Source organism: Rhodococcus sp. 06-462-5 (genome assembly GCF_002258315.1).
Classification (GTDB): Bacteria; Actinomycetota; Actinomycetes; order Mycobacteriales; family Mycobacteriaceae; genus Rhodococcoides.
Map to the genome: position 1 here is coordinate 249470 of NZ_NOYD01000013.1, position 25252 is coordinate 274721.

The 25252-nt window shown below is 61.5% G+C and carries 22 protein-coding genes, 1 tRNA gene and 1 pseudogene; 10 read left to right on the top strand and 14 right to left on the bottom strand.

The features are described from left to right. Positions 1 to 3 precede the first annotated feature (3 nt). Entirely contained in the window at positions 4 to 1173 is a 1170-nt protein-coding gene (locus tag CH251_RS08495) for an iron-containing alcohol dehydrogenase (protein ID WP_094612739.1), read from the top strand. A gap of 3 nt (positions 1174 to 1176) precedes the next feature. Here CH251_RS08495 and CH251_RS08500 read toward each other — a convergent pair whose 3' ends face one another. After that, on the bottom strand, positions 1177 to 2577 hold the full coding sequence (locus CH251_RS08500) for an amino acid permease (RefSeq protein ID WP_094612740.1): 1401 nt from the start codon (positions 2575 to 2577) through the stop codon (positions 1177 to 1179). Between the two features lie 104 nt (positions 2578 to 2681). Between CH251_RS08500 and CH251_RS08505 the strand changes: the two genes are divergently transcribed. Continuing rightward, on the top strand, positions 2682 to 3623 hold the full coding sequence (locus CH251_RS08505; protein ID WP_094612741.1) for an NAD(P)/FAD-dependent oxidoreductase: 942 nt from the start codon (positions 2682 to 2684) through the stop codon (positions 3621 to 3623). A 44-nt stretch (positions 3624 to 3667) separates the two neighbouring features. Then, on the top strand, positions 3668 to 4096 hold the full coding sequence (locus CH251_RS08510; RefSeq protein ID WP_094612742.1) for a hypothetical protein: 429 nt from the start codon (positions 3668 to 3670) through the stop codon (positions 4094 to 4096). Here the strand turns inward: CH251_RS08510 and CH251_RS08515 are convergent. The 4 genes from CH251_RS08515 to CH251_RS08535 form a co-directional block, all read right to left on the bottom strand. Continuing rightward, positions 4093 to 4767 carry a nitroreductase gene (locus tag CH251_RS08515; protein WP_094612743.1) on the bottom strand — a complete coding sequence of 225 codons (675 nt, stop codon included), beginning with the start codon at positions 4765 to 4767 and terminating at the stop codon, positions 4093 to 4095. The genes CH251_RS08510 and CH251_RS08515 overlap by 4 nt on opposite strands. A 227-nt stretch (positions 4768 to 4994) precedes the next feature. Beyond that, positions 4995 to 6155 (bottom strand): hypothetical protein, encoded by a 1161-nt coding sequence (locus tag CH251_RS27430; RefSeq protein ID WP_179273328.1) that lies wholly within the window; start codon positions 6153 to 6155, stop codon positions 4995 to 4997. 557 nt (positions 6156 to 6712) lie between these two features. Next, positions 6713 to 7825 carry a hypothetical protein gene (locus tag CH251_RS27190; RefSeq protein ID WP_143537805.1) on the bottom strand — a complete coding sequence of 371 codons (1113 nt, stop codon included), beginning with the start codon at positions 7823 to 7825 and terminating at the stop codon, positions 6713 to 6715. Positions 7826 to 8491: 666 nt separating this feature from the next. After that, positions 8492 to 8764 carry an integrase core domain-containing protein gene (locus CH251_RS08535; RefSeq protein WP_094612746.1) on the bottom strand — a complete coding sequence of 91 codons (273 nt, stop codon included), beginning with the start codon at positions 8762 to 8764 and terminating at the stop codon, positions 8492 to 8494. Between the two features lie 386 nt (positions 8765 to 9150). On the opposite strand from CH251_RS08535, the pseudogene CH251_RS08540 reads away from it, so the two are divergent. Continuing rightward, positions 9151 to 10193 (top strand): annotated as a pseudogene (locus tag CH251_RS08540) (IS3 family transposase). Positions 10194 to 10211: 18 nt separating this feature from the next. Here CH251_RS08540 and CH251_RS08545 read toward each other — a convergent pair. From CH251_RS08545 to CH251_RS08570, 6 genes are all read right to left on the bottom strand, one after another. Next, positions 10212 to 10547, bottom strand: a complete 336-nt coding sequence (locus tag CH251_RS08545; RefSeq protein ID WP_094612747.1) for a hypothetical protein — start codon at positions 10545 to 10547, stop codon at positions 10212 to 10214. 224 nt (positions 10548 to 10771) lie between these two features. After that, positions 10772 to 11680, bottom strand: coding sequence for a DUF2971 domain-containing protein (locus CH251_RS08550; RefSeq protein WP_256978933.1), 909 nt, complete (start codon positions 11678 to 11680; stop codon positions 10772 to 10774). A 194-nt stretch (positions 11681 to 11874) separates the two neighbouring features. Then, positions 11875 to 12966, bottom strand: coding sequence for a hypothetical protein (locus CH251_RS08555; protein ID WP_094612749.1), 1092 nt, complete (start codon positions 12964 to 12966; stop codon positions 11875 to 11877). 141 nt (positions 12967 to 13107) lie between these two features. Then, positions 13108 to 13179: transfer RNA gene (locus CH251_RS08560), tRNA-Val, on the bottom strand. 87 nt (positions 13180 to 13266) lie between these two features. Continuing rightward, positions 13267 to 13728, bottom strand: a complete 462-nt coding sequence (locus tag CH251_RS08565; RefSeq protein WP_094612750.1) for a peroxiredoxin — start codon at positions 13726 to 13728, stop codon at positions 13267 to 13269. A gap of 31 nt (positions 13729 to 13759) precedes the next feature. Beyond that, positions 13760 to 14182 (bottom strand): DUF3052 domain-containing protein, encoded by a 423-nt coding sequence (locus CH251_RS08570; RefSeq protein WP_032379129.1) that lies wholly within the window; start codon positions 14180 to 14182, stop codon positions 13760 to 13762. A 256-nt stretch (positions 14183 to 14438) separates the two neighbouring features. Between CH251_RS08570 and aceE the strand changes: the two genes are divergently transcribed. The 6 genes from aceE to CH251_RS08600 all read left to right on the top strand — a co-directional run bounded on the left by aceE (position 14439) and on the right by CH251_RS08600 (position 23015). Further along, entirely contained in the window at positions 14439 to 17258 is a 2820-nt protein-coding gene (gene aceE / locus CH251_RS08575) for a pyruvate dehydrogenase (acetyl-transferring), homodimeric type (protein ID WP_094612942.1), read from the top strand. Positions 17259 to 17344: 86 nt separating this feature from the next. Next, positions 17345 to 18724, top strand: a complete 1380-nt coding sequence (locus CH251_RS08580) for a CdaR family transcriptional regulator (RefSeq protein WP_256978900.1) — start codon at positions 17345 to 17347, stop codon at positions 18722 to 18724. 128 nt (positions 18725 to 18852) lie between these two features. After that, entirely contained in the window at positions 18853 to 19761 is a 909-nt protein-coding gene (locus tag CH251_RS08585) for an ACP S-malonyltransferase (RefSeq protein WP_094612751.1), read from the top strand. A gap of 88 nt (positions 19762 to 19849) precedes the next feature. Continuing rightward, positions 19850 to 20194, top strand: coding sequence for a meromycolate extension acyl carrier protein AcpM (acpM, locus tag CH251_RS08590; RefSeq protein ID WP_045199610.1), 345 nt, complete (start codon positions 19850 to 19852; stop codon positions 20192 to 20194). Between the two features lie 8 nt (positions 20195 to 20202). Then, positions 20203 to 21453 carry a KasA/KasB family beta-ketoacyl-ACP synthase gene (locus CH251_RS08595; protein ID WP_032394462.1) on the top strand — a complete coding sequence of 417 codons (1251 nt, stop codon included), beginning with the start codon at positions 20203 to 20205 and terminating at the stop codon, positions 21451 to 21453. 128 nt (positions 21454 to 21581) lie between these two features. Then, positions 21582 to 23015 carry an acyl-CoA carboxylase subunit beta gene (locus tag CH251_RS08600; RefSeq protein WP_094612752.1) on the top strand — a complete coding sequence of 478 codons (1434 nt, stop codon included), beginning with the start codon at positions 21582 to 21584 and terminating at the stop codon, positions 23013 to 23015. 218 nt (positions 23016 to 23233) lie between these two features. Here CH251_RS08600 and CH251_RS08605 read toward each other — a convergent pair whose 3' ends face one another. The 3 genes from CH251_RS08605 to CH251_RS08615 form a co-directional block, all read right to left on the bottom strand. Continuing rightward, entirely contained in the window at positions 23234 to 23683 is a 450-nt protein-coding gene (locus CH251_RS08605; protein ID WP_094612753.1) for a cold-shock protein, read from the bottom strand. A gap of 91 nt (positions 23684 to 23774) precedes the next feature. Further along, a complete protein-coding gene (locus CH251_RS08610) occupies positions 23775 to 24287 on the bottom strand; it encodes a DUF3145 domain-containing protein (RefSeq protein ID WP_094612754.1) in 513 nt (170 codons plus the stop codon). A gap of 144 nt (positions 24288 to 24431) precedes the next feature. After that, on the bottom strand, positions 24432 to 25235 hold the full coding sequence (locus CH251_RS08615) for a serine hydrolase (RefSeq protein WP_094612755.1): 804 nt from the start codon (positions 25233 to 25235) through the stop codon (positions 24432 to 24434). Positions 25236 to 25252: the final 17 nt, after the last annotated feature.

The following is a 25252-nucleotide window of genomic DNA, read 5'->3' on the forward strand; positions in this document are numbered from 1 at the left end:
ACCATGGTTGCCAACATCTCGTTTCCTCGGTTCCTCAAGCTGGGCGGCGGTGCCGTCGAAGAGCTGGGGACGGTGCTGACCGATCTCGACGTGTCACGGCCGTTGCTCGTCACCGATGCGTTCATGGCCGGTAACGGCTCGGCGGATCGTTTGATGAAGATCATGACCGAAGCCGGCAAGACGCCGGCTTTGTTCTCCGGCACCGTTCCGGATCCGACGACCGATTCGTTGGTCGCGGGACTCGACGCGGTGCAGCAACATTCGGCCGATTCGATCATCGGGTTCGGCGGCGGCAGTCCGATGGACACGGCCAAGGCACTGGCCATTCTCGCGGTGCAGGGCGGCACGATGCGGGACTTCAAGGCTCCCGTGCTGTCGACAGGCCCGGCTCTGCCCATCATCGCCATTCCCACCACGGCCGGAAGTGGTTCGGAGGCAACTCAGTTCACCATCATCACCGATGTCGCCTCGGACGAGAAGATGTTGTGCCCCGGCCTGTCGTTCCTGCCGATCGCCTCGATCATCGACTTCGAGTTGACGATGTCGATGCCGGCGCGCTTGACGGCCGATACCGGTGTCGATGCACTCACCCACGCCATCGAGGCGTATGTCAGCAAGAAGGCCAACCCCATTTCCGACGGTTTGGCGCTCAGTGCGATTCGCACGATCGGGACGTCGTTGCTGCGGGCCTATCGGGACGGCGACGACCGGCAGGCGCGCAAGGCGATGATGCATGCCTCGACGCAGGCGGGAATGGCGTTCTCCAATGCCAGCGTCTGTTTGGTGCACGGTATGAGTCGACCGATCGGCGCGCATTTCCATGTGGCGCACGGGCTTTCCAACGCGATGCTGTTGCCTGCCGTCACGGCATTCTCGATCGACGGGGCCCAGTCGCGTTACGCCGACTGCGCACGCGCACTGGGCGCGGCGTCGGAAAGCGACTCGGATCAGCTTGCCGGTGGCAAGTTGCAGGACGCCATCGTCACACTGTGCCGTGAGGTGGAGGTTCCGACGCCGGAGACCTTCGGTATCGACAAGGCGAAGTGGGACGGGCTGTTGCCGCTGATGGCCGAGCAGGCGCTCGCGTCGGGCAGCCCAGGCAACAATCCGATCGTGCCGACGGCCGAGCAGATCGTCGATCTGTACCAGCAGGTGTACGCGGGAGTCCAGTAGGACTCACTCCGATGCGCGGGCGGCGACACTGTCGCGCCGCGCATTTCGGCGTTGAACCACGATTCCTCCGATCACGGTCACTGCCGCCAGGATGGCCGAGAGCAGGATCGACGACCGCTGTTCCGGCCGCACCACCATCATCACCAGGACGAACACGATGAATCCGATGGCAAGATAGGTCAACCACGGGTACAGCCACATCCGAACCGCAGGGCGTTCGCCGTCGCGGTCGAGGTGACGCCGCAACACCAGCTGACTGCTGGCGATGGCGAGGTAGACGAACAGCGCGACGGCACCGGTGGTCGCCAGCAGGTAGGTGAAGAGTTTCTCGGGCAGGATGTAGTTACCGACCACCGCGAGGAACCCGAGCACCATCGAGGCGATCACCGCAACCCACGGCACACCGTTCGTGGTGATCTTCTTGACCGCCCTGGGTGCGTCGCCTCGATCGCCGAGCGAATACAGCATGCGCGACGCGGTGTAGAGCGCCGAATTGAGGCACGAGGCAACCGCAGTCAGAATGACGATGTCCATGATGGTCTCGGCGTGCGGGATCCCCATCTTGGACAGGACGAACTGATACGACCCCGTGTTGGGATCCAGTTCGTTCCACGGCACCAACGCGACGATGACGAATATGGAACCGAAGTAGAAGATCGAGATTCGCCAGATGACAGAGTTCGTGGCGCGGGTTATTCCCTTGGCAGGGTCCTTCGATTCGGCAGCAGCGATGGTGACGATCTCCGAGCCCATGAACGAGAACATCGTCGTCAGCATGGCCGCGATCACCGCGCCGAAGCCCAGCGGCATGAAGCCACCCGAGGCCCAGAGTTGGTCCACACCACTGACTTCCGAGTCGGGTAGCAACCCGAAGATCGCCGCGATCCCGAGGCCGATGAACGCGATGATGGCCACGACCTTCACCAGGGCAAACCAGAACTCGAACTCGCCGTAGTTGCCGACGCTGATCAGGTTGGTCGCGGTGAGGGCGATGACGATGAGCAGTGCCCACATCCACTGGGCTCCGCCGAGCCAGTTGGTGAGAATGGAAGCAGCCGCGGTGGCTTCGACCGGGATCACCAGCACCCAGAACCACCAGTAGAGCCACCCGACCGAGAATCCGGCCCAATGCCCGAGCGCGCGTGTGGCATACGTGGAGAACGAGCCGGTATCGGGATTGGCCGTTGCCATCTCGCCCAGCATGCGCATCACCAAGATCACGAGCGTGCCCGCGAACAGGTACGCCAGCAGCACTGCCGGGCCTGCCGTCGCGATGGCGTTGGCCGAACCCACGAACAATCCCGCGCCGATGACTCCGGCTATCGAAATCATCGTCACGTGCCGTGGTTTCAGGCTGGTACCGAGTCCGTTCTCGCCGGTGTCCGGCTTCTCCGTAATGGCCATCCCTGTAGTCGAACACAAAGTGAACGCGGACGCAGCGGGTGACCGATATGTCCAGACAGCCGGTGGTACAGAGATATTGGCGCAAATCCGGGCATACTGGACCGATGAACTCCGAAGCGGGCAGCATCACCGATCCGGTCACCATCGTCGGTGCGGGCATAGCCGGTGCGGCCTGCGCGCGGGTTCTTCGCGACGCAGACGTGCCGTTCCGCATCGTCGACCGAGGCCGAGCTCCGGGTGGGCGGATGTCCTCGCCGGAGTTGCACGGCCGTCGCGTCGATCTGGGGGCGGGCTACTTCACCGTCCGAGATCAGGAATTCTCGACGGTGGTCGTCGACTGGGAGTCCAGGGGCCTGGCACGTCAGTGGGCAAACACGTTCGGCATCCTCAAACCCGAAACCGTTCCGTGCACGACCACCGGCCCGGTTCGCTGGGCAACCCCCAACGGGCTTCGATCCTTGGTGCGAAACATGCTCGACGGCTTCGACATCCAATATTCCACCGAGTTGACCGACCTTCCCGACGGCCACGTCGTGGTGGCGATGCCGGATCCGCAGGCGACGCGACTGACCGCCGTCCCCGATGCCGTCGATTACGTCCCCGTCATCGCGGTCGCATGCGGGTTCGAAGGGCTCGACATTCCCTTCCGGGACGCAGCATTCGTCAACGACCATCCCGATATCGACTTCGTCGTCGACGACGGTGCTCGGCGCGGCGACGGCGCACCGGTTCTGGTGGTGCACACGACGTCGGGGCGCGCGCAGCAGCATCTGGACAACCCCGACGGTGCGATCGCCCCGGTTCTCGACGCGCTACGCGAATTGTCCGTCGTCACCGCGCAACCCACCTGGACTCACGCTCATCGGTGGACCTTCGCCAAGCCTGCGGCGCAACACGATTCCAACTTCGCGCTTCAGCAGCAGGACGGACGCTTCGTCGGACTGGCGGGCGATCAATGGTGCGAATCCGGAGTGCCCCGGGTGGAGAGCGCCTGGCGTTCGGGAACCGATGTGGGCAGGGAACTGGTTCGACGCCTCTCGCACTGACGTTTGCCCAGCGTCAGACCACGAGCCGGATTAAGATCGCCCGCGTGCTGTCCGTGAAGTCGTACTCCCGCGAATACATCGACGCCTGCCGTGCGCGCCTCGATTCTCAGCTCGCCGCATACCGTGCGGTTGCGTCGAATCGAACGACGACAACTGCCGTGGACGAGGTATTCGACGTCGCCTTCTTCAACAATCTCGTCCTGACGCTGGAGGTGTACTTCCTGCACCGCATGCGCGGCCAGGAGAAGAAGAACGGTAATCCACTCAACGAGGTCCGAGTCCTGGCCGCGTCGATGACGACGTCCGACGACATCATGACCAGCGATCCGACCATAAATCTCGATCCTGCCAAAAGCATTCTCGGATACGCCGTCGGCGATCGAATCGCGCTCGACGAGAAGCAGTTCGTCGCATTGGCCGACGCGTACTTCGCCGAGATCGAGACGAAGTTCGGGCCGCAGCTCGCTCCCTAGCTGCTGACGAATCTCACCGTCTCGTCCAGAGGCGCTCGGCTGGTACGGAATCCGTTGATCGGATGTGTCTCGTCCGGGTAGCCGAAGGAGATGCCGGCCACCACTTTTCGGGTGTCAGGGATGTCGAACCACTCGTGCAGAAACGGCGAGTACGCGGCGAGCGCTGCCTGAGCGATGGCTCCGAGACCGAGACTCTGGGCGGCAAGCAGGAAGGTTTGGAGATACAACCCGCAATCGACCGCCCCGTACACGCCCAGATCGGCGTCGGTGGTGATGATGGCCGCATGTGGGGCGTCGAACAGCTCGTAGTTGCGGATGAACTGACGCGTCGTCGCCTCGGTGTCGGACTTGACCACGCCGATGCTTTCGTACAACGCGCCGCCACATTCACGTCTCCGCGCTCGGTGCAGGGCGTTGTAGTTGGCCGGAAACGGGAAGTCCGGTTGCGGCACACCGGACGCCACGTGCTCCACCAATGCGTCGGAGAACTTCCGGGTGGCATCGCCTTCGGTCACGATGATCTGCCACGACTGGGTGTTGGACCAGGAGGGAGTCCGTCGCGCGGCTGACAGTAGCTGTTCGAGTACCTCGCGGGAGACCTGCTTCGGCAGAAACTGCCGGCACGAGTACCTCTCGTCGAGCAGTTCTGTCAGTGCTTCGTACCGGGTCACATCGTCCGCCTCGTGTCGGTGCCATCGGGTGCGGGTCGAACGTAACACCACGGCTGCGCCCGACGGTCATGTCCTGAACCGTCAGGCGCAGGATGCCGCTACTGCAGGGGTAACAGGATGTCCTTCACTCGCGGGTCGGTAGCCAGGAATTCCTGCACCGCGGGTCCTTGAACGCGGCGACGAGTTCTTGATGTTGTCCCCGATCTTTACATGCCGACTCCTGAAAGCTAAACACGTGAACTCCCTTCAGGAGAGAACGGTAAGAGATTCCGTCGGCTCACTATCAACGGCTTCATGTCACGTTGCCGCTTAGGAAGTTCGACTCGCTTCATGAACGCTGCCCTGAACTCATCGACAGAGTGATCGAAATCCTTATAAAGGTCCTGACCGTCAAAGTTAATTTTTACTTCACTGATTGAACCGTCTTCAGCTCGCTTAGGTAGCTCGAACGAGATTGTGCGCACGACGTTGAGGGATTCGTTTACGGCGGCATATATCGCGTCGATCAACACCTTTGTACTGAAGATCGTGATGCTGCCAGAAGCACCCGTGTACCGACGTCGCGCCACATCCCAAAGAGATCCCACCGCGCGTTGGATCAGTACGGCAACCGCGAGACCCTGGTCAGGTAGCGACCCCGTAGCACTGACGAACCATTCCGGCCCTGAGGTGGCACCAGGCTTCTCCTGCTTGTGAAGGTAGGTCAGCATCGCACCCGAACTAAATGTGACAGGCCCCTCTAACGACCCGTTGTCAAACACGAACTTTGTGCTGTCATCTAGGTGGACCGTCGCCAGTCCGTGCTTCGCGGCGTTGTACAGGAAGGATTCATCTAGGAACCGCGTGGCGCAGAAGTATAGTAAGCGAGTCAAGGCTTCGACTGATTCCTCGAATTCTTCATCCGTGACACGTATTCCAGCGTCTCGCGGGTCGGTTCCACCAATGAAGATGCGGGCAACGTCATCGCGCTTCACTCCCGCTTTCGTGATCTCGATACACTTGTCTTTAAACTCGCGAGGTGTGCGGGATGAGGCGATACCTAACCACGGGCATTGCTCGTAGCCGACGTGCGCGAGAAACATCCGCAGCAACGTCTCTGCCGAGTGATGCAGGATGATGACAGCCTCAGACTGGATGTACCGCCGTCTCGCCTGCTCATCGGGGGGACTCATCGGACCGAAATCCGCGACGCCAACGCGCCGGTTTTCTGCAAACGCAGGAGCGAGGGCCGCTACACTCGCCACCATCAACGAGAGCGATTCGATTCGCATCATCAGGTATTCGGACGGTTCACCGGTGTAGAACGTCGCGTTCAGTTCGGAGTACTGCTCGGGCGCGAGCCTCGGCCTCGGCGGTTCAGGCTTCTTACTTCGACGTGACCTACCCATTGACCCGACTCCCTCGCCTCGACCACCAGTAAACTAGAGCGTAGAGCTGACCTACGACATATCAAGGATGAGCCAGAACAGGACACTCGCTAGTACGACGAGGCCGAGACCGAGCAGAAGGAGAAACATCGCATCGCTACTCAGCTGGTACCGAATCGATTGCACAACTGAAACCTTCGCGGACTCATCCGTTCGGATGACAACCCTTGCAGCTTCGTTGACAGCCCTCATATCCCCCAACGGGTCGATGTAAGCAGAGCCATTCCCACCGGGTTCGCGTACTCGACGGCGCCCTTGCTGTATGTCGACGCAACTAAGAACATCAGGGTCTTCGTTGCGTCAGTCCCCCGTACGCCATACAACCGTTTCAGATGTGGTCGGCCTGCTGCGCCACCTCACCACTTCACTTGCGTGAGCGCACGGGAAGAGCGAACGTCGACCCACCATGAGCACCGCAAGTCGTGGCGTCGACGTAAACGTAGCCCTACGTCTTCATTTTGTCAGCGGCATTTAGTTCTGCTTGATAGAAATTGGTCACGTAGTGCATATATAGCTAACTAATCACTGACGATCTTGATCTCCAAGCGGGATACCGTTTCCACCTCTTTCGAGGATTCGACCTTGGACTCACTCGCCGCTGGTTCTTCTGGGGTTTTGGAGTCAGCCTCATTTGCGTCCTCTTCAACCTTCCCCCCCGGAGACCAGCTGTCGAGTCCTTTGAGTGGCCTTTCAAGTAGAAGCAAGGCAGAAGGCGAAATCGCGACCAGAGCCAGAACAAACAGAATGAGTGGCAGCTGATAACCGTTCAGGTGGCCGTCCCCAGTCAGGATGAAGGCAGCAACTGAGCCGGCGACGGATGCGACCAGAGATAGCACGAGAAGCACTGGCGCAAATTTTGCCAAGCCAGTCCACTGCTTTCGCTGGTTGATAACCTCACCGAAAAGCTCCACCTGCTTACCTATGAAGTTGGTCAAGTGCATCTGCTGAAGCAGCTTTATAGCCTCACGCCCATTCTCCTTCTCAAGTGCAGCTTTCGTCATTAAACCATTCCTTGAGCGCAGTACATCAATGGATATTTTTCTGACATCATCATCCGGTGCGGAACCAAGAGCGGCGAGTAATTTGCCATCTGTCCCCAACTTCCAGTGACTCGCCGCCAAGTCGGCCATCTCCATAGCAATTAAGTGGTTCCGAGCAGCCTCCGCCCTCTTAGGCGTGCCAATGGCACTAAGTAGGGTGCGAAGTATTTGAACGTCGGAATCGGACGACGACTTTGCAGGGGGCACCTTTCCATCATCCCCTGCTGCATCAGGACCCCCTTCTACTGCTTCGCCACCTCCTTGCCCTCCAATCAAATCTAGGATACTTTGTGTGCTAGATTTTTGTAGATCAATAGCATCCTGATTAGAAATCAGTTCGATTATCCGGGGCCCAGTCTCGACGGAGCCGCGGTCTATAATAAAGTGGTCCAGTCCGTCGCCAAGACGAGCGAGTGCGATCTGAGCTTCATCCAGCGTCTTACAATCCTGATACGCAATCGCATTAGGCGCTTCACCCTCCTCCTGCAGCTCGGCAAGCTTCCAACGACCATTTATGGCATCTGATAGGACGACGTCCTTATTTGCTCCAGCAAGCGCGGGAACGATCGGGAAACCTACAACTATCATCAAGACCTCCGAGCTGGCGGGGACTAGCAGGTGACCGGATGATAGGCCAAACCGCGGCGGTCGAACCGAAACATCCCAAATTTAGCTCATAGATCGGAGTATATTTAGTTAGCGTCAACATTAGTGCTCGTCGCGCTGATCAGTTAAGAAGAGACAAGAGAAGGAAACACGTTCGTCGTGATGCTGCGCGAAGTCGAACTTGAGTCGCACCGTGCGAGGATATCTAAAGTTACGTTAGCTTGAGTGAGATCGAGCGTCAGGCCATTCTCGGAGACGAACTGAGCGATTGAGTATACGTTTCCGTTCGAGTTGCGGTTGAACATGCGGTTTGCAACGAGCTTGCCTGAGGCACCCGCTGTCACGTACTGAATATTGACCTCCATCCGCCAGCCTTGATTCGTATGGCTCCCTGCAAACAAGCCTGCAGCAGCTGTGGCCCTCGCGATGGAAGCGCCATTGGCTGTTACTTTGAAGGTCAAGCTTGATGCGGCTGGGATGGATACCTGGCCATCGCCTTCGAAATCAAACCTTCTTCCGGGCGTGAAGAACCGCCCGTTTCGAGAGAGTGACCTAATCCCAGTTCCAGCCGGGATTATCGATGTCGCGACAGTTGTGTTCGTGACAGTCTTGCCCACCCCGGCAGGTCCCCGATAGTCGGACCACCGCGGTCTAGAGCCACGGTCTGATTGTTGTCAGTCGATCTCGCAGCACACGGGTTGGTGCGCCTGGGTGCATCGAGGATGCGTACTCGGCCGGGTTGAAGTAGCCCAATGATATGTGCCGATGTCGGTTGTTGTGGTTTTCCTTCAAATCGCCGATCACGACCCGCTCTTCGAGCAGGCTCGTCCAGTGGTTACGGTTCAGGCATCCCAGCCGTAGGCGGTTGTTCAAGGATTCGATGTGTCCGTTGTTCCACGGCGTCCCCGGCGGGATACAGGAGATACTGACACGGTCGCGTCAGAACTGTTGCGGCACAGCGGAGAAAACCTCCATACCGTTGCTATGCACCATTTGGACAGACATCGTTTGCATGGATCACGCAGGAGCAACAACTTCGAGAATACTGCAGGATCGCCATAGTTAGCCTGGTAATCCTTCTTGTCACTCTTCCTGTAGACGTGCTTTCGACGAACTTCATAACATCCAACGTATTTTTCGGTAACAGAACCACCAGACATCGCCAATTGGATAGAAATCAACGCAAATAACCAGCGGTAGAACATAAGGGACTGCCCCACTTCGATTGACTCTTGGTGCTGGGGACAGCCCCCGGTTCAGTTGACATCTGATCCGTGAGGATCGCTTCTCCCGGTTGAAGGATATTCACCATGCCGAAAGCAATTCCCGAGGAGTCCCGCCGCGACGTCATCACCGTCGCACGAAAAGGCGAGGCCCCGCTGCGCCAGATCGCGAAGGACTTCGGAATCTCCGAACGTTGCCTACATCGCTGGATGAAGATTCCGATCGTGAAGATGGCGTTGCCCGTGACGGCCGGCTAAACTCCGGTGACGAGTCCGCTGGGCTATGGGACCCAGGAAGCGCAACCGCCTACTTGAGCAGGAAAACGATGTTCTGCGGCGAGCCGCCGCCTATCTGAGTCGAGACATCCTCCCAAAATGATGTACCCGCTGGTCCTCGACCTTGCTGCCGAAGGAGTCCCCGTCACAGCGCCGTTCCATCCGTGCGGACGAACCAGTATTCAGATACCGCTTCATCGCCGACGAGTTGCCCGACAACGGCATCACCGCGAGCGAGAACCGCGTTACACGGTTGTGCTCACAAGAACACATCTGGTCCGTGTTTTTAAAAGGCGCGGCCTAAGCAGGAAAGCCGATCCACGACGACCTCGTGTATCGGCAGATAACCGCACAGTCCGCTGATGAGCTGTGGCTGACCGGCATCACCGAACACCTGACAGACGAAGGAAAGTAGCCTCCCTGCGCCATGAAGGACGTGTGGTCGAACAGGATCGTCGGCTACTCGATCGACTCCAGGATGAAGGCCTCGTTGGCGGTGTCCGCGTTGGACAATGCTGTGGCGCAAAAGAGGTTCGGTGGGGACGATCGCTCGCTCGGATCGCGGTAGCCAGCTCCGATCCAGGAAGTTCGTATATGCGTTGTTGCGCAATGGATTACGAGGTTCCATGGGGCGGGTCGGGGCGTTCGGTGACAACGCTGCGATGGAGTCGTTCTTCGCACTCGTGCAGACGAACGTCCTCGATCGCCAGCGGTGGTCGACCCGCGAACAACTACGGCTGGCGATCGTGACCTGGATCGAGAAGACCAATCACCGCGAACGCCGCCAACGACGCCTCGGCAAACTCACCTCTATCGAGTTTGAGACAACCAACCAGACCACACGCGCGGCCTGAACCACTTAACCCCGACATTCAACTGAACTCGGGGCAGTCTCCGCTGCCGACAGCCACTCCGGCCAGTACCTGCACGGAGGGTTCCAACAGCGCGACCGGTGCGCCCAGATCCTGGCCCAGTCGCCCGATCCAGTCCTGCGGAACATCGGGCGAATCGTATGTCACGTTCCATTGCACGTCGCCGGCTGCAGCCTGTGCGTCGTCACGCTTGGGGCGCAGCTCGTTGCCGAGCGCCGACGTCCGGTCGGTCAGCAGATCGACCAGCTTCCCCCATTTTACGATGCGGCCGTCATCGAGCCTGGCCAACGAATCAGCGGCTCGCAGCACGGTATCCAATTCGTGGGTGATGAACACGATGACGAGGTTGAGGTCCTGACGCAGTTAATGGTGTTCACACCGTCGAACGCCTGAAGCGTGTCGTTGAGGTGTGTGATGATGGATTTGTTCTTGCCTAGCAATACTGCTGCGGGGCGACACCCAATTGGTGTGCCTTTTTTCCATGTATGAAGTTATGCAGCTCTATGGTTGTTAAAACTTAATATAAGAATAGAAAGTTATTGCCGCATAAACTCAAGCCGTTATCGATACGTCGTGCTGGTGTTGAAGACCGCCGCGTTACCCTCACCAACTAATTTTTCAAACGCAACTTCTGCTGGATACCGAGCCGCCGCAGGTCGAACGTTGGGTCCGATGATTGCATGGAAACCGAAAGCCCGTGGAACAGCCGAGGGGAAGTTGTCATGGTCGAGGTCGAGTGTATAGAAGGCTCTGATACCGTCCTCGCCACCAACAACGCGCATCCTATCCATGTCGAAGTCCGCCCGCTTCAGGAGAGCCAGTCTCCACTCATTTTCCTCACTGAAACCTTCATGCTTAATGAATGTCGAATAGAACGCGAACATATCCAACATCGAGTCGCGGACGGCGACGTAAGCCACGTCGTAGTTTGCAGCCTTGCTGTACTCATCCTGGTACGTCTCGTAATAGCTATACAGCACCTCACTGAGAACTTCATCGACCTCATCGGGGTCGTAAAGACACCGGCTTAGATGGAATTCTTGCAAATCAGCCAGACCCTTAAGCACATCAAACGGAATCGCGAGAGAGTACCCTCCGCTACGTGGACAGTAAGCGCGCCACTGCGACAATAAGTCACCATCTCTGCTGAGTGATATGACAAACTGAGGCATCTTGGGTCTAAGCCTCTCGATGTCGAGCTCTTGTGAAACTCTTTCGCAGAAGTTCTGCAGTACAGCATCTCCGGCGTTGCCAGCTTTGCGATGAGCCGTCGAGACCAGACGAGAGATCTCCTCGATTGCGTGCAATTGCTCTTTGAAGTCATTCATCTGGTCAGGTCTACCCGACCAGAGCTGACGTTTGTCACAGATACTTATGAATGCGTTCGCATTCGTGTAGTGATATAGATATTTCGGCTCTTCGGCGCTGAAGATCTCTTTCGCCTTCGGAAACGCGTGCTCGTACATCATCACCTTCGCTACTGCTTCAGCCCTACATGAAGCACCGATCCTACGCTTGACGCACCCTGAACTCGTTCTCCTGCGGAATGGCGACGCGCTCGTAGATGGACGCCAACACGCCATGGCACCGTCGTGCTCACTGCTGCGGGTGCGTCCCTGTTCGGCGAGACCGCCACTACCGCCGAACGATGAAATGGGTGGACCTAAGCTTCATCTACGAGATCGGCACGAGTCCTACGAGATCGCGAGGGGGGATCGTGGGTCTCGTAGGCGAGCCCCGGCTCGAAGGCACCCTCGCGCAGACGCTGCACAAGCCTCTCTTCTTGTTCTGCTGTGAGGCGCTCCAAAATTTCTATCGGCTCAGCGTCGCCATACGAATGCTCTAAGTACTCCAGGATCTCGAACTTGGCATCCGCAGTCAGCGTGACGGCCGCTGCGCCGAATTGAACGTGTGGGCCCCCGCGCTCGCTAACGATCCTGCCGATCCCGAGGCGGCGAGTCACGAATTCACACGCGACACGATTCAAGTAGTCCGCAGCGTCATCGCGTTCGGTTTCGCTGAGAATCTCGTGGATTCCGGCGCACGCGCAATAGAACCGGTCCACAAGCAGAAGTTCTTTCAGCGGCACCCGCTTGAGAACTGGTTCAACCCGGATGTCTTCCGACGATGACGAATCGTCGGCCCTGACCGGGCCGGTGTCGTAGGTGAGCAGGTGAACCTCACGGAACGGTGTAGTGCGAAGTGCATCGCGCACGCGATCGTTCAACAGCAAAGATGCTGAGTATCTCTGCGCGTTGAAATCAAGTCGGAACCAGTCGAGGACGATGAGGTTGATGTGCTGAAACTCTGTGTAGTCGTAGTGCAGTCCCGACTTTCCCTCGATGGTTTCAGCTAGGACAGTGTGGAAATCAGACCGCGTGGGGGGATGCTCGACAAGCACGACTGGCAGGTTCTCATGCTTGACGTTTCCGTCCTTGTCGGTCACCTTCACTGTGGTGGACTGCAGGCGATCAACATCATCTCGGTGCCGGTGGCGCGCCCCCTTCCATAGCGACTCCAAGTAACCCGGCATCATATGCACCCGAGCGTGGGATCCGTCCGGGAACATCTGCGTGATCTCGACACCGATCGGTTCCGTGTCCGTGTTTGACCGCAGCGCAAAGTCAGGACGCTCCCGCTCATCGATTTCGTCGAAGTCGTCGGGCCGATATACGAACTCCAAAATTATGCGCTCATGCGCACGCTTCCGTTCAGCGCTCGTCATCCCCGCAAAGGGGTCGTCTTCAGTTCCCACGCGTGGACCGTAGCGCACGCGGTTTCTCTATTTTCGATGAGAGTGGGAGACTCGGCATTCGGCACGGTCGCGGCATGCCGCCGGGGGTTGTTCAGACCAACGTGAGTAGGTCGTCACGCTGCTGAACTGCGTAAATAACGGTGGGCGCAGAGGGGTTCGAACCCCCGACCGCTGGTGTGTAAAACCAGAGCTCTACCGCTGAGCTATACGCCCGAGTACCGGTGGCCTGGGGACAACCCCGGGCCACCGGAACGCTTGGAGAAATTTATCGTGTCTGATCTCTAACTACAATTCCGCAGGTCAGCTCACCTGTGCGAGAGCCTCGGCCCACGAAGAACTGTCGCGTGCCTCGCCGGGTCCGTTCATTTCGGCGAACCTGATGATTCCGGATTTGTCGACCACGAAGGTTCCGCGATTGGCGAATCCTGCTGTGTCGTTGAAGACTCCGTAGGCCTGAGCAACCTCGCCGTGCGGCCAGAAGTCCGAGAGCAGCGGAAAGGTGTAACCCTGTTCTGCAGCCCAGATCTTGTGGGTCGGAGGCGGACCGACCGAGATTGCCAGGATGGCAGTCTCGTCGTTCTCGAAGGTCGGTAGCTCGTCGCGTACTTTGCACAGCTCGCCCTGGCACGTGCCGGTGAAGGCCAGTGGATAGAACACGAGCAGAACGTTTTTCACGTTCCTGTACGACGACAAAGTCACCAGTTGGTTGTTCTGGTCTTTGAGGGTGAAGTCGGGCGCAACCGCGCCAACCTCGATCGGCATCTAGAACCGTCTTCCTGTGTCGAGCATCGGCCTACCGCTTGGTGGCAGGGGTTTTGGGCTGAACCAATCGACTTCCGATCCAGTCACCGAGGTTTGCCGCAGAGGTCTGCGTCAATCCTGCGGTCGGGGCGGACTCGGCAATCTCACTGGGTTCGACGTGACCGGACATGCCGGTCTTGGGGCTGAGGACCCACACGATGCCATCGTCCGAGAGCGGACCGATCGCATCCATGAGTGCATCGACCAGGTCACCGTCTCCGTCGCGCCACCACAGCAGTACAACGTCGATCACCTCGTCGGAATCCTCGTCGAGGGTCTCGCCACCGATCGCATCTTCTACGTCGGCGCGCAGATCATCGTCGGTGTCCTCGTCCCAGCCCAGCTCCTGTACGACCATGTCGCGAGTGATGCCAAGTTTCTGAGCGTAGTTCTGAGCGTCCGCCGCGGCGACCACGGTGGTGACCTCCTTGAATTGTGGGTGCAGTAGACAAAGCGAACAGGGTCGAAGCCGTTCGCGCAAGCTGACCGCGCCGAAATTGCGTACATAAATTTCTACTGGTGGGTATCGGACCTCTGTACTACCAGAACCGAGAAGATGTAGCAGGATTGGGAGGAATCACGAGAACGAGGAAAGTAGATCGCCGTCACAGGGGCGAGCTACCGGGACCGGGCGCCACACCGAGCGTCCGCCACATTGAGGAGTGCACACGTTGTCCGAAGTGAACAGCGGCGAACGGCAGAACACATCGTCTGCAGGCAAGAAGGGCTCTGATGGCCGGGTCCGCGTCATCCGCGAGGGTGTCGCGTCGTACCTGCCCGATATCGACAACGACGAGACCAACGAATGGATCGAATCGTTCGACGGCCTGTTGGAGAGGTCCGGCCCCAACCGCGCTCGCTACCTGATGCTCAGGTTGCTCGAGCGCGCCGGCGAGCGCCGCGTCGCGCTGCCGTCGCTGACGTCGACGGATTACGTCAACACCATTCCCACCGAGAACGAGCCGTGGTTCCCCGGCGACGAGTCGATGGAACGCCGCTACCGCGCCTGGATCCGCTGGAACGCGGCCATCATGGTGCACCGCGCGCAGCGTCCCGGCGTCGGCGTCGGCGGACACATCTCCACGTACGCCTCGTCGGCTGCGCTGTACGAGGTCGGCTTCAACCACTTCTTCCGCGGCAAGGACCACCCGGGCGGCGGCGACCACATCTTCATCCAGGGTCACGCCTCCCCCGGCATCTACGCCCGCGCCTTCCTCGAGGGCCGCATCCCGGCCGAGCGCATGGACGGCTTCCGTCAGGAGGCCAGTCACGTGAACGAGGGCGGCGGACTGCCGTCGTACCCGCACCCGCGTCTGATGCAGGACTTCTGGGAGTTCCCGACGGTATCGATGGGTCTCGGCCCGATGAACGCCATCTACCAGGCCCGCTTCAATCACTACCTCAACGACCGCGGCATCAAGGACACCACCGATCAGCACGTGTGGGCGTACCTCGGCGACGGCGAGATGGACGAGCCGGAATCGCGTGGACTCGCACACGTGGCCGCCACCGAGGGCCTCGACAACCTCACGTTCGTCGTCAACTGCAACCTGCAGCGCCTCGACGGCCCGGTCCGCGGCAACGGCAAGATCATCCAGGAACTGGAGTCGTTCTTCCGCGGAGCAGGCTGGAACGTCATCAAGGTCGTCTGGGGCCGCGAGTGGGACTCGCTGCTGCACAAGGACCGCGACGGCGCACTGGTGAACCTCATGAACACCACGCCCGACGGCGACTTCCAGACCTACAAGGCCAACGACGGCAGCTACGTCCGCGATCACTTCTTCGGCCGCGATCCGCGCACCAAGGAACTCGTCAAGGACCTGTCGGACGACGAGATCTGGAACCTCAAGCGCGGCGGCCACGACTACCGCAAGGTGCACGCTGCCTACGCGGCCGCGATGTCGCACAAGGGCCAGCCGACGGTCATCCTGGCGCACACCATCAAGGGCTACACCCTCGGCAAGCACTTCGAGGGCCGTAACGCCACGCACCAGATGAAGAAGCTCACGCTCGACGATCTCAAGACGTTCCGCGATCTCCAGCACATCCCGATCTCCGACGAGGAGCTCGAGAAGGATCCGTACATGCCGCCGTACTACCACCCCGGTGCGGACGCTCCCGAGATCCAGTACATGCTCGATCGTCGCAACAAGCTCGGCGGATTCGTCCCCGAGCGGCGAGTGGACGTCAAGCCGCTGCCGCAGCCGGGCGACGACACGTACAAGACGCTCCGCAAGGGCTCCGGCAAGCAGGAAGTCGCCACCACCATGGCACTCGTGCGCGTCATGAAGGAGTTGTTGCGAGACAAGGAGATCGGCCACCGAATCGTGCCGATCATCCCCGACGAGGCCCGCACCTTCGGTATGGACTCGTGGTTCCCGTCTCTGAAGATCTACAACCGCAACGGCCAGCTCTACACCTCGGTGGACTCGGAGCTGATGCTCGCCTACAAGGAGAGCTCGGTCGGCCAGATCCTGCACGAGGGCATCAACGAGGCCGGTTCGACGTCGTCGTTCACCGCTGTCGGTACCTCGTACTCCACGCACGGCGAGGTCATGATCCCGCTGTACATCTTCTACTCGATGTTCGGCTTCCAGCGCACCGGCGACGGTCTCTGGGCGGCAGCAGACCAGATGGCTCGCGGATTCGTGCTCGGTGCCACCGCAGGTCGCACCACGCTCACCGGTGAGGGTCTGCAGCACGCCGACGGTCATTCGCTGCTGTTGGCGTCGACCAACCCGGCGGCCGTGGCCTACGACCCGGCGTTCTCGTACGAGATCGCGCACATCGTCAAGGACGGTCTGCGACGGATGTACGGCGGGACCGAAGGTGTCGAGGGCTTCGGCGGAGAGAACATCTTCTACTACATCACCCTCTACAACGAGCCGTACGTACAGCCGGCCGAGCCGGAGAACCTCGACGTCGAGGGTCTGCTCAAGGGCATCTACCGGTTCGCCGAGCCGCAGGAAGGCGACGGACCCGAGGCGCAGCTGCTGGCGTCCGGCGTCGGCATCGTGTCGGCCCGTAAGGCACGTGAGCTGCTGTTCGAGGAGTGGGGCGTTCGTTCGGCCGTCTGGTCGGTGACCTCGTGGGGCGAACTGCGCCGCGACGGTGTCGAGGCCGAGAAGGAGTCCCTGCGCAATCCGGGTGCCGACAAGCGCGTTCCGTTCGTCACCTCGGCTCTGGCCGACGCCAACGGCCCGGTCATCGCGTCCTCTGATTGGATGCGCGCCGTTCCGGATCAGATCCGTCAGTGGGTTCCGGGCGATTACGTCACCCTCGGCACGGACGGTTTCGGGTTCTCCGATACCCGTCCGGCGGCGCGCCGTGTGTTCAACGTCGACGCCGAGTCGATCGTCGTCGCCACGTTGTCCGCTCTCGCGGCATCCGGTGAGATCGACAAGTCCAAGGCAATCGAAGCTGCGGACAAGTACAAGATCGACGACGTCACCGCTGCGCCGACGTCGTTCGCCGATACCGGTTCGGCGTAGGTTCGACCCTGATCACCCGACCCCCGTTCCACCTCGCGCGGCACGTCCAGCGCGAGGTGGGCGGGGGTCGGGCGTAGGTTCTCCTTATGTCCGATGCGAAGCCCGGTTCACCGGACAGTGCCTCCACACGCGATGTGTCCCGACGCGACGCCTATCGTGAGGCGTTGCGTGAGTCGTTGACCTCGGACAACGAAGTGCATCTTCCGGTCGCCTCACTGGCTCCCTCACGCCAGAAGCGCGATCCCCTGCCCGACGCCCTGCTGCGCCGCGTCAAGCAGTTCTCCGGCCGACTCTCGACCGAAGCCGTCACCACGATGCAGGGCCAGCTGCCGTTCTTCGGTGATCTCGATGCGGCCCAACGCGCGAGCGTGCAGTTGTTGATTCAGACAGCCGTCGACAACTTTCTCGAATGGCTGAAGAACCCCAACAGCGATATCCGCTTCAGCCTCGACGCATTCCAGGTCATCCCCCAAGACCTTGCTCGACGCCTCACTCTGCGCCAGACCGTCGACATGGTCCGGGTGGCGATGGAGTTCTTCGAGCAGTGGCTTCCGGCGCTGGCTCGCAACGATCAGCAGTTGGTGGCCCTGACCGAGGCCGTATTGCGGTACGGGCGCGAGCTCGGTTTCGCGGCCGCCTCCGTCTACGCCAGCGCAGCCGAGTCGCGCGGAGCCTGGGACACCCGCCTCGAAGCTCTCGTGGTCGATGCCGTTGTTCGCGGCGACACCGGCTCCGACATGCTCTCGCGTGCCGCCACGCTGAACTGGGACGCCACGGCCCCCGCGACGGTGTTGGTCGGCACTCCCCCGGACGATCGCGGCGTCTCGGTGGTCGGAACAGTGCACGCCGTGGCGCAGAAGCACGGCCGAGCGGCACTGGCCGTGGTGCAAGGCACTCGACTGGTGATGGTGGTCAGCGGCCAGATCGAGGACACGCCGGCCCACCACGTGTTCATCGAGGACATGTTGCAGAACTTCTCCGACGGGCCCGTCGTCATCGGCCCGACCACTCGCACCCTGGGCGCGGCGCACTCGAGCGCGGTGGAAGCCTTCGCCGGGATGCAGGCCGTCGCCGGCTGGCGAGGTGCGCCGCGTCCGGTGCACGCAGGCGAGTTGTTGCCCGAACGCGCACTGCTCAACGACGGTGCAGCGATATCGGCATTGAACGAGCACGTGGTCGTTCCGTTGGCGGCGGCGGGTTCGGGACTGGCCGACACCCTCGATGCGTATCTCGACTGTGGCGGAGCCGTGGAAACCTGCGCACGGCAGCTGTTTGTTCATCCAAATACCGTCCGGTATCGGCTCAAGCGCATCGCAGAGGTCACCGGTCGCGACCCCACTCACCCGCGCGACGCGTACGTGCTCAGGGTCGCGGCAACGGTAGGTAGGTTGGCTCGAACGCATCACGAACCGCAGCATCCTGCCCCATATGTCACACAGGTCACATTCGGAGAAGTGGTTACGTAACGCCGGACCACCCTCCGGCGATAGCGAGTCCCCACGAGGCAATTTGTAGGGTTCCCACAAATTGCTTGTCGAGAGTTCATCGAGCGCGACATCACTCATCAGGCACCCGACAGTGTTCTCTTAACCCTGTGATTGCGTTGCTTGCGCCCGGTCAGGGCTCCCAGACTCCCGGCATGCTGTTGCCTTGGCTCGAATTGCCAGGTGCGGCAGACCGACTCGCATTGTGGTCGAAGGCCTCCGGTCTCGACCTCGTCCGCCTCGGCACCACCGCCACCGCCGAGGAGATCACCGACACCGCTGTGACCCAGCCCCTGGTCGTGGCATCGGCCTTGCTCGCGTTCGAGGAGATCGCATCGCGCGGCCTGTTCCCCGAGGACGCCGTCGTCGCCGGACACTCGGTGGGCGAACTCGCCGCCGCTGCCATCGCCGGCGTCATCTCCTCCGACGACGCGGTGTCACTCGCCGCCGTCCGGGGCGCAGCAATGGCCACGGCGTGCGCACTCGAACCGACCGGCATGTCCGCCGTGCTCGGCGGAGACGAAGCTGCCGTCCTGGCCCGACTCGAAGAACTCGACCTCGCGCCGGCCAACGTCAACGCTGCAGGTCAAATCGTCGCAGCCGGCCTGCTCACCAAACTTGCCGAGTTGGCCGAGAGCGCGCCCGAGAAGGCCCGGGTTCGCGCACTGCCGGTCGCAGGCGCGTTCCACACCAAGTACATGGCGTCTGCAGGCGATACCGTTGCCGCAGCCGCTGCCGCGATCACCCCGTCGGAGCCGACACGGACATTGCTGTCCAACTCGGACGGTCAGCCGGTCGCCTCGGGTGCCGACGCACTGAACAAGCTTGCTGCCCAGGTCACTCGCCCCGTGCGGTGGGACCTGTGCACTGCCTACTTGCGCACCGCGCAGGTCACCGGACTTGTGGAACTGCCCCCGGCAGGCGCACTGGTCGGCATCGCCAAACGCGAACTGCGCGGCGTTGCCAACCTCGGCCTGAAGACACCGGCGGACATCTCCGCAATGGCCGATCTCGGTTAGCTCGCCCCACACACTCCGCCGTCACAGCACTGCGGACAGCACTTCCACTCCCCGAGTGGCAGAAATGCACAATCGCGTCTCGAAGCACATGACTTCGGCGTTCTACACAGAAGAGAAGGGAGCCACAACAGTGGCCAGCCAGGAAGACCTCATCGCCGGACTTGCAGAGATCATCGAGGAGGTCACGGGCATCGAACCGTCCGAGGTGACCATCGAGAAGTCCTTCGTGGACGACCTCGACATCGACTCGCTCTCCATGGTCGAGATCGCAGTGCAGACCGAGGACAAGTACGGCGTGAAGATCCCCGACGAGGACCTCGCGGGTCTGCGCACCGTCGGCGACGCCGTCAACTACATCCAGAAGCTCGAAGCGGAGAACCCCGAAGCCGCAGAAGCTATCAAGGCCAAGCTCGACGACTCCGCGAGCGAGTGACAGGGCCCATGACCAACCCATCCACCGCCAACGGACGCTTCCCCAGTGTCGTCGTCACCAGCCTCGCTGCGACCACGTCACTCGCGGGTGACGTCGATGCCACGTGGAAGGGTCTGCTGAACGGCGACAGCGGAATTGCGAAGCTCGAAGACGATTTCGTCGCCGAGTACGACCTGCCCGTGCGGATCGGCGGACACCTCGCGGTGAACCCGCAGAGCCTGCTCTCGCGGGTCGAGATTCGTCGCCTGAGCTATGTCGAGCAACTGTCGACGGTCCTCGGCCGCGAGGTCTGGAAGAACGCCGGAACTCCCGACGTCGATCCCCTTCGCCTCGGTGTGTCGATCGGTACCGGCCTCGGTGGCGGCGATTCTCTGATCGACGCCAACGACAAGATGAAGGCAGGCGGCTACCGCAAGGTGTCTCCGCTCGCCGTTCAGATGGTCATGCCGAACGGCCCCGCAGCGGTCGTCGGACTCGAGCTCAAAGCACAGGCCGGTGTCATCACTCCCGTTTCCGCCTGCTCCTCGGGATCGGAAGCCATCGCACACGCGTGGCGGATGATCGTGATGGGCGACGCGGACATGGTCGTCACCGGCGGCGTCGAGGGCTACATCGACGCGGTTCCGATCGCCAGCTTCTCCATGATGCGGGCGATGAGCACCAACAACGACAACCCGAAGGGTGCGTCACGTCCGTTCGACAAGGACCGTGACGGCTTCGTCTTCGGTGAAGCGGGTGCGCTCATGGTCATCGAGACCGAAGAGCACGCCAAGGCTCGCGGCGCAACGATTCACGCCCGCCTGCTCGGTGCCGGAATCACCTCCGACGGGTTCCACCTGGTGGCCCCCGATCCGGAGGGCAAGGGTGCCGCGCGTGCGATGCAGCGCGCCATCGAGACCGCAGGCCTGCAGAAGTCCGACATCACCCACGTGAACGCCCACGCAACGGCAACTCCCATCGGAGACACCGCCGAGGCGCTGGCGATCAACAAGGCCGTCGGAAATCACGCAGCGGTGTACGCACCGAAATCCGCTCTGGGCCACTCGATCGGTGCCGTCGGCGCTCTCGAGTCGGTACTGACGGTGCTGGCAGTGCGTGAGGGAATCATCCCTCCCACACTGAATTTGGAGAACCAGGATCCCGAGATCGATCTCGACGTCGTCAAGGGCGAGCCCCGCGTCGGACAGATCGATTACGCGATCAACAACTCGTTCGGATTCGGTGGGCACAACGTAGCGCTCGCCTTCGGAAAGGCTTGATGCACTGAGTCGCTTCGTCGACTCAGCCAATCTCGCTCTCGCAGTGCATGATCCGGACCGGGGCCGTTCCCAGGGAACGGTTCCGGTTCGGGCCTCGCCCCCTCAGGGGCCCTGAAGAAGGACAAGCGATGACCATTCTGGCCCCTGTCACACGATCCGGTACCTCCACAGACCCCCGCGATCCACTCGCGCGCCTCGAGAATCTGTTCGACGCCGGAACCACTGTGCCGCTGCATGATCGGGACAAATCCGGCATCCTCGCAGCATCCGGTGAGATCGACGGCGTCCACACCATCGCCTACTGCTCCGACGCCACAGTCATGGGCGGAGCCATGGGCGTCGACGGCTGCAAGCACATCGTCGCCGCCATCGACACGGCCATCGAGCAGCGCGCTCCGATCGTCGGCGTCTGGCACTCCGGAGGCGCTCGCCTCGCCGAGGGCGTCGAAGCTCTCCACGCCGTCGGACTCGTCTTCGAGGCCATGGTTCGAGCATCCGGCCTCGTCCCCCAAGTTTCCGTCGTCCTCGGCTTCGCAGCCGGCGGCGCCGCCTACGGTCCTGCGTTGACCGACGTCGTCATCATGGCTCCCGAGGGACGCGTGTTCGTCACCGGCCCCGACGTCGTCCGCAGCGTCACCGGTGAGCAGGTCGACATGGCCTCGCTCGGCGGCCCCGACACCCACCACAAGAAGTCCGGCGTGTGCCACATCGTCGCCGACAGCGAGATGGACGCGTTCACTCGCGCCCGCCGTCTGGTGTCCATGTTCTGCGAGCAGGGCGACTTCGACATCGCCGCTGCCGAGCACGGTGACACCGACCTCCGGGCTCTGATGCCCGAATCCAACCGTCGCGCATACGACGTCCACCCGATCGTGCACGAACTGCTGGACAACGTCGAAGGAGAATCGACCTTCGAGGAGTTCCAGGGCGGCTGGGCCCGCAGCATAGTCATCGGCCTCGGCCGTATCAGCGGCCGCACCGTCGGTGTCATCGCCAACAACCCGATTCGACTCGGCGGCTGCCTCAACTCCGAAAGTGCCGAGAAAGCAGCGCGATTCGTGCGGCTCTGCGACGCTTTCGGCATCCCGCTCATCGTGGTCGTCGACGTTCCCGGATATCTCCCCGGCGTCAGCATGGAATGGGAAGGCGTCGTTCGCCGCGGAGCAAAGCTGCTGCACGCCTTCGCCGAAGCCACGGTCCCCCGCGTGACCCTCGTGACCCGCAAGATCTACGGCGGCGCATACATCGCAATGAACGCTCGCGCACTCGGTGCCACCGCCGTCTACGCCTGGCCCGGCTCCGAGGTCGCCGTGATGGGCGCGAAGGCCGCCGTCGGCATCCTGCACAAGAAGGCACTCGCAGCTGCTCCCGAGGAGGAGCGTGAGGCACTGCACGATCGCCTCACCGTCGAGCACGAAAGCATCGCCGGTGGCGTCGAGCGTGCCGTGGCCATCGGTGTCGTCGACGAGGTCATCGAGCCGAGCAAGACCCGCAGCACCGTCGCCAAGGCCCTCGCGGCCGCGCCTGCTGCGCGCGGCAACCACAAGAACATTCCGCTCTGATCGCTCGGCTGCGCCTGCGGCCATGACCCCGGCACCCCGCCCCGGTTGTTCGCCCGCCCTACCCCGGCCGCGTGAATGGACCCTTGCAGCGCCCAGACGTATGCAATGGTCCATTCACGGTGTGGAGCAATGCGACCCGAAGCGCTCTGAGTGCAACAAAGCCACATTCATCCGGAACCGAACGGGCTCCAGGGCGGGATGAAGGGGCTACGCGTCGGTCAGTTCTCGATCCACTTGTGGTCGTGAGCCAGTCGCAGCATCGCTGATCGGATGTCGAGGATCTGCGCTGCCGTCACGGTTCCGTTGGCCGTCAGTAATGCCTCGGTGACCTCGGCTGTGAAGTCCGCTTCGGACAGCACGTCGCAGATGACGTCTTCGAGGTTCTGATGGTCGGTCACCGGCACGGTGTGGTGGTACGGCACGTCGGGCTTGTGTCGGGTCACCAGCGCGGTCGATGCGGGGCCGTCGATTATCTGTACCTGGGTTGCCTTGAGTCCTCGGTCGCCGTCGACGGCGACGTACTCGACGCGAACCCCCGGTGCCAGCAGCCTTTTGTCGAAATCCAGATCGTTGACGTGAATGAACACGTCCTCGCCGCCCTCGTCCGGCGCTACGAATCCGTACCCCTTGAATTCGTCGAATCGAATCACTTTTCCGGTCGACAACATCGAACTCACCACTCCACGGTCGTTCCCACATGCCTACCCCAGGCACGCCCGCGAAACTACCGCGACACCGAACCCCCAGCAACTCTCACCACTAGCCGACGTTGCGGCTCAACCACGTCACTTCGGCTCCGGCACCACCGGTGCGGTACGGCTCGAGGGCGGCGTCCCAGTCCGAGCCGAGAGCGTGTTCCACGGCTGCAGTGAGGTTGCCCTGGTTGTTCTCCATGAGGGCGCGCAGTCGCATCTCGCCGAGGACCACGTCACCGTTCGCGCTCGTCGATCCGCGCCACAGGCCGAGACCGGGTACGTGCGAGAACCGTTCGCCGTCGACGCCTTCGCTGGGGTCTTCGGTCACCTCGAAGCGCAGCATCTGCCACGAGCGCAGGATGCCGGCCAGGGTCGCTCCGGTGCCGACCGGGCCGATCCAGTCGGTGGTGGCGCGCAGCTGCCCGTCGGAGGCCGGCTGCGCAGACCACTTCAAATTCGCACGGCAATCGAGGGCGTCGGTCAACGCCCATTCGACATGCGGGCACAACGCAGCGGGCGACGAGTGGATGTACACGACACCCGACGTCGCTTCTGCGAATTGATTCGATCCACGCATTGCACTACCTCCAGCTTCGACGAGGGACGTCTTCCCCAACGACCTCGACATGCTTCGGCTGGCTGCAGTGAATCAACACGTATGTGTACTAGTGTGCCCCGAGTTACCCCTGTTGCGCCAGTGCAATCTGTGAACGGTCGGTATTCACCCTGCAAGGACGGCGTCGGACAGTTCGGGCCACAGCGGTTTCGCCCAGTCTCCGAAGGCCCGGTCGGTCAACACCACGCATGCCGTCCGCACGGCCGGGTCCACCCACAGGAACGTTCCGGCCTGACCGAAGTGACCGAACGTCGACGACGAGTTGGTGCTTCCGGTCCAGTGCGGGGTCTTCTCACCGCGTAGCTCGAACCCGAGTCCCCAATCGCACGGCCTGTGTGATCCGTACCCGGGCACGATTCCGTTGAGGCCGGGGAACTGCACGGCCGTCGCCGACGAGAGGGTCTGCGACGCCAGGAGCGTAGGTTCCAACAACTCGGCAGCGAACTTCTTCAGGTCCGCCAGGGTGGAGCTGGCACCGTGGCCTGCCGATCCCGGTAGCGCGGTGTTCGTCATGTGCAGTGGCCGGCACACGGCCTCGTCGAGGTAGTCCGGGAAGGCGATGCCTGCTTCGGTTTCGATCAGTTCGGCCAGCACCTCGAACCCGGCGCTCGAGTAGATCCGCTTGGTGCCGGCCGGTGCCTGGACGGTGCGGTCGCCGAACGCCAGTCCCGACGCGTGTGCCAGCAGGTGACGCACCGTCGCCCCTTCCGGCCCGGCGGGTTGATCGAGCTCCACCGCACCTTCCTCGACGGCAACGAGAACGGCGTATGCACTGAGCAGTTTGGTGACCGAGGCCAGCTCGTAGACGCGATCGGTGTCGCCGACCTCCTCACGAACTCCGGAGTCGGTGACGACTGCTGCACTGACATGGTCGACGGGCCAGGAGGACGTGAGATCGAGGGTGGTCACGATCCACGAGCCTAATT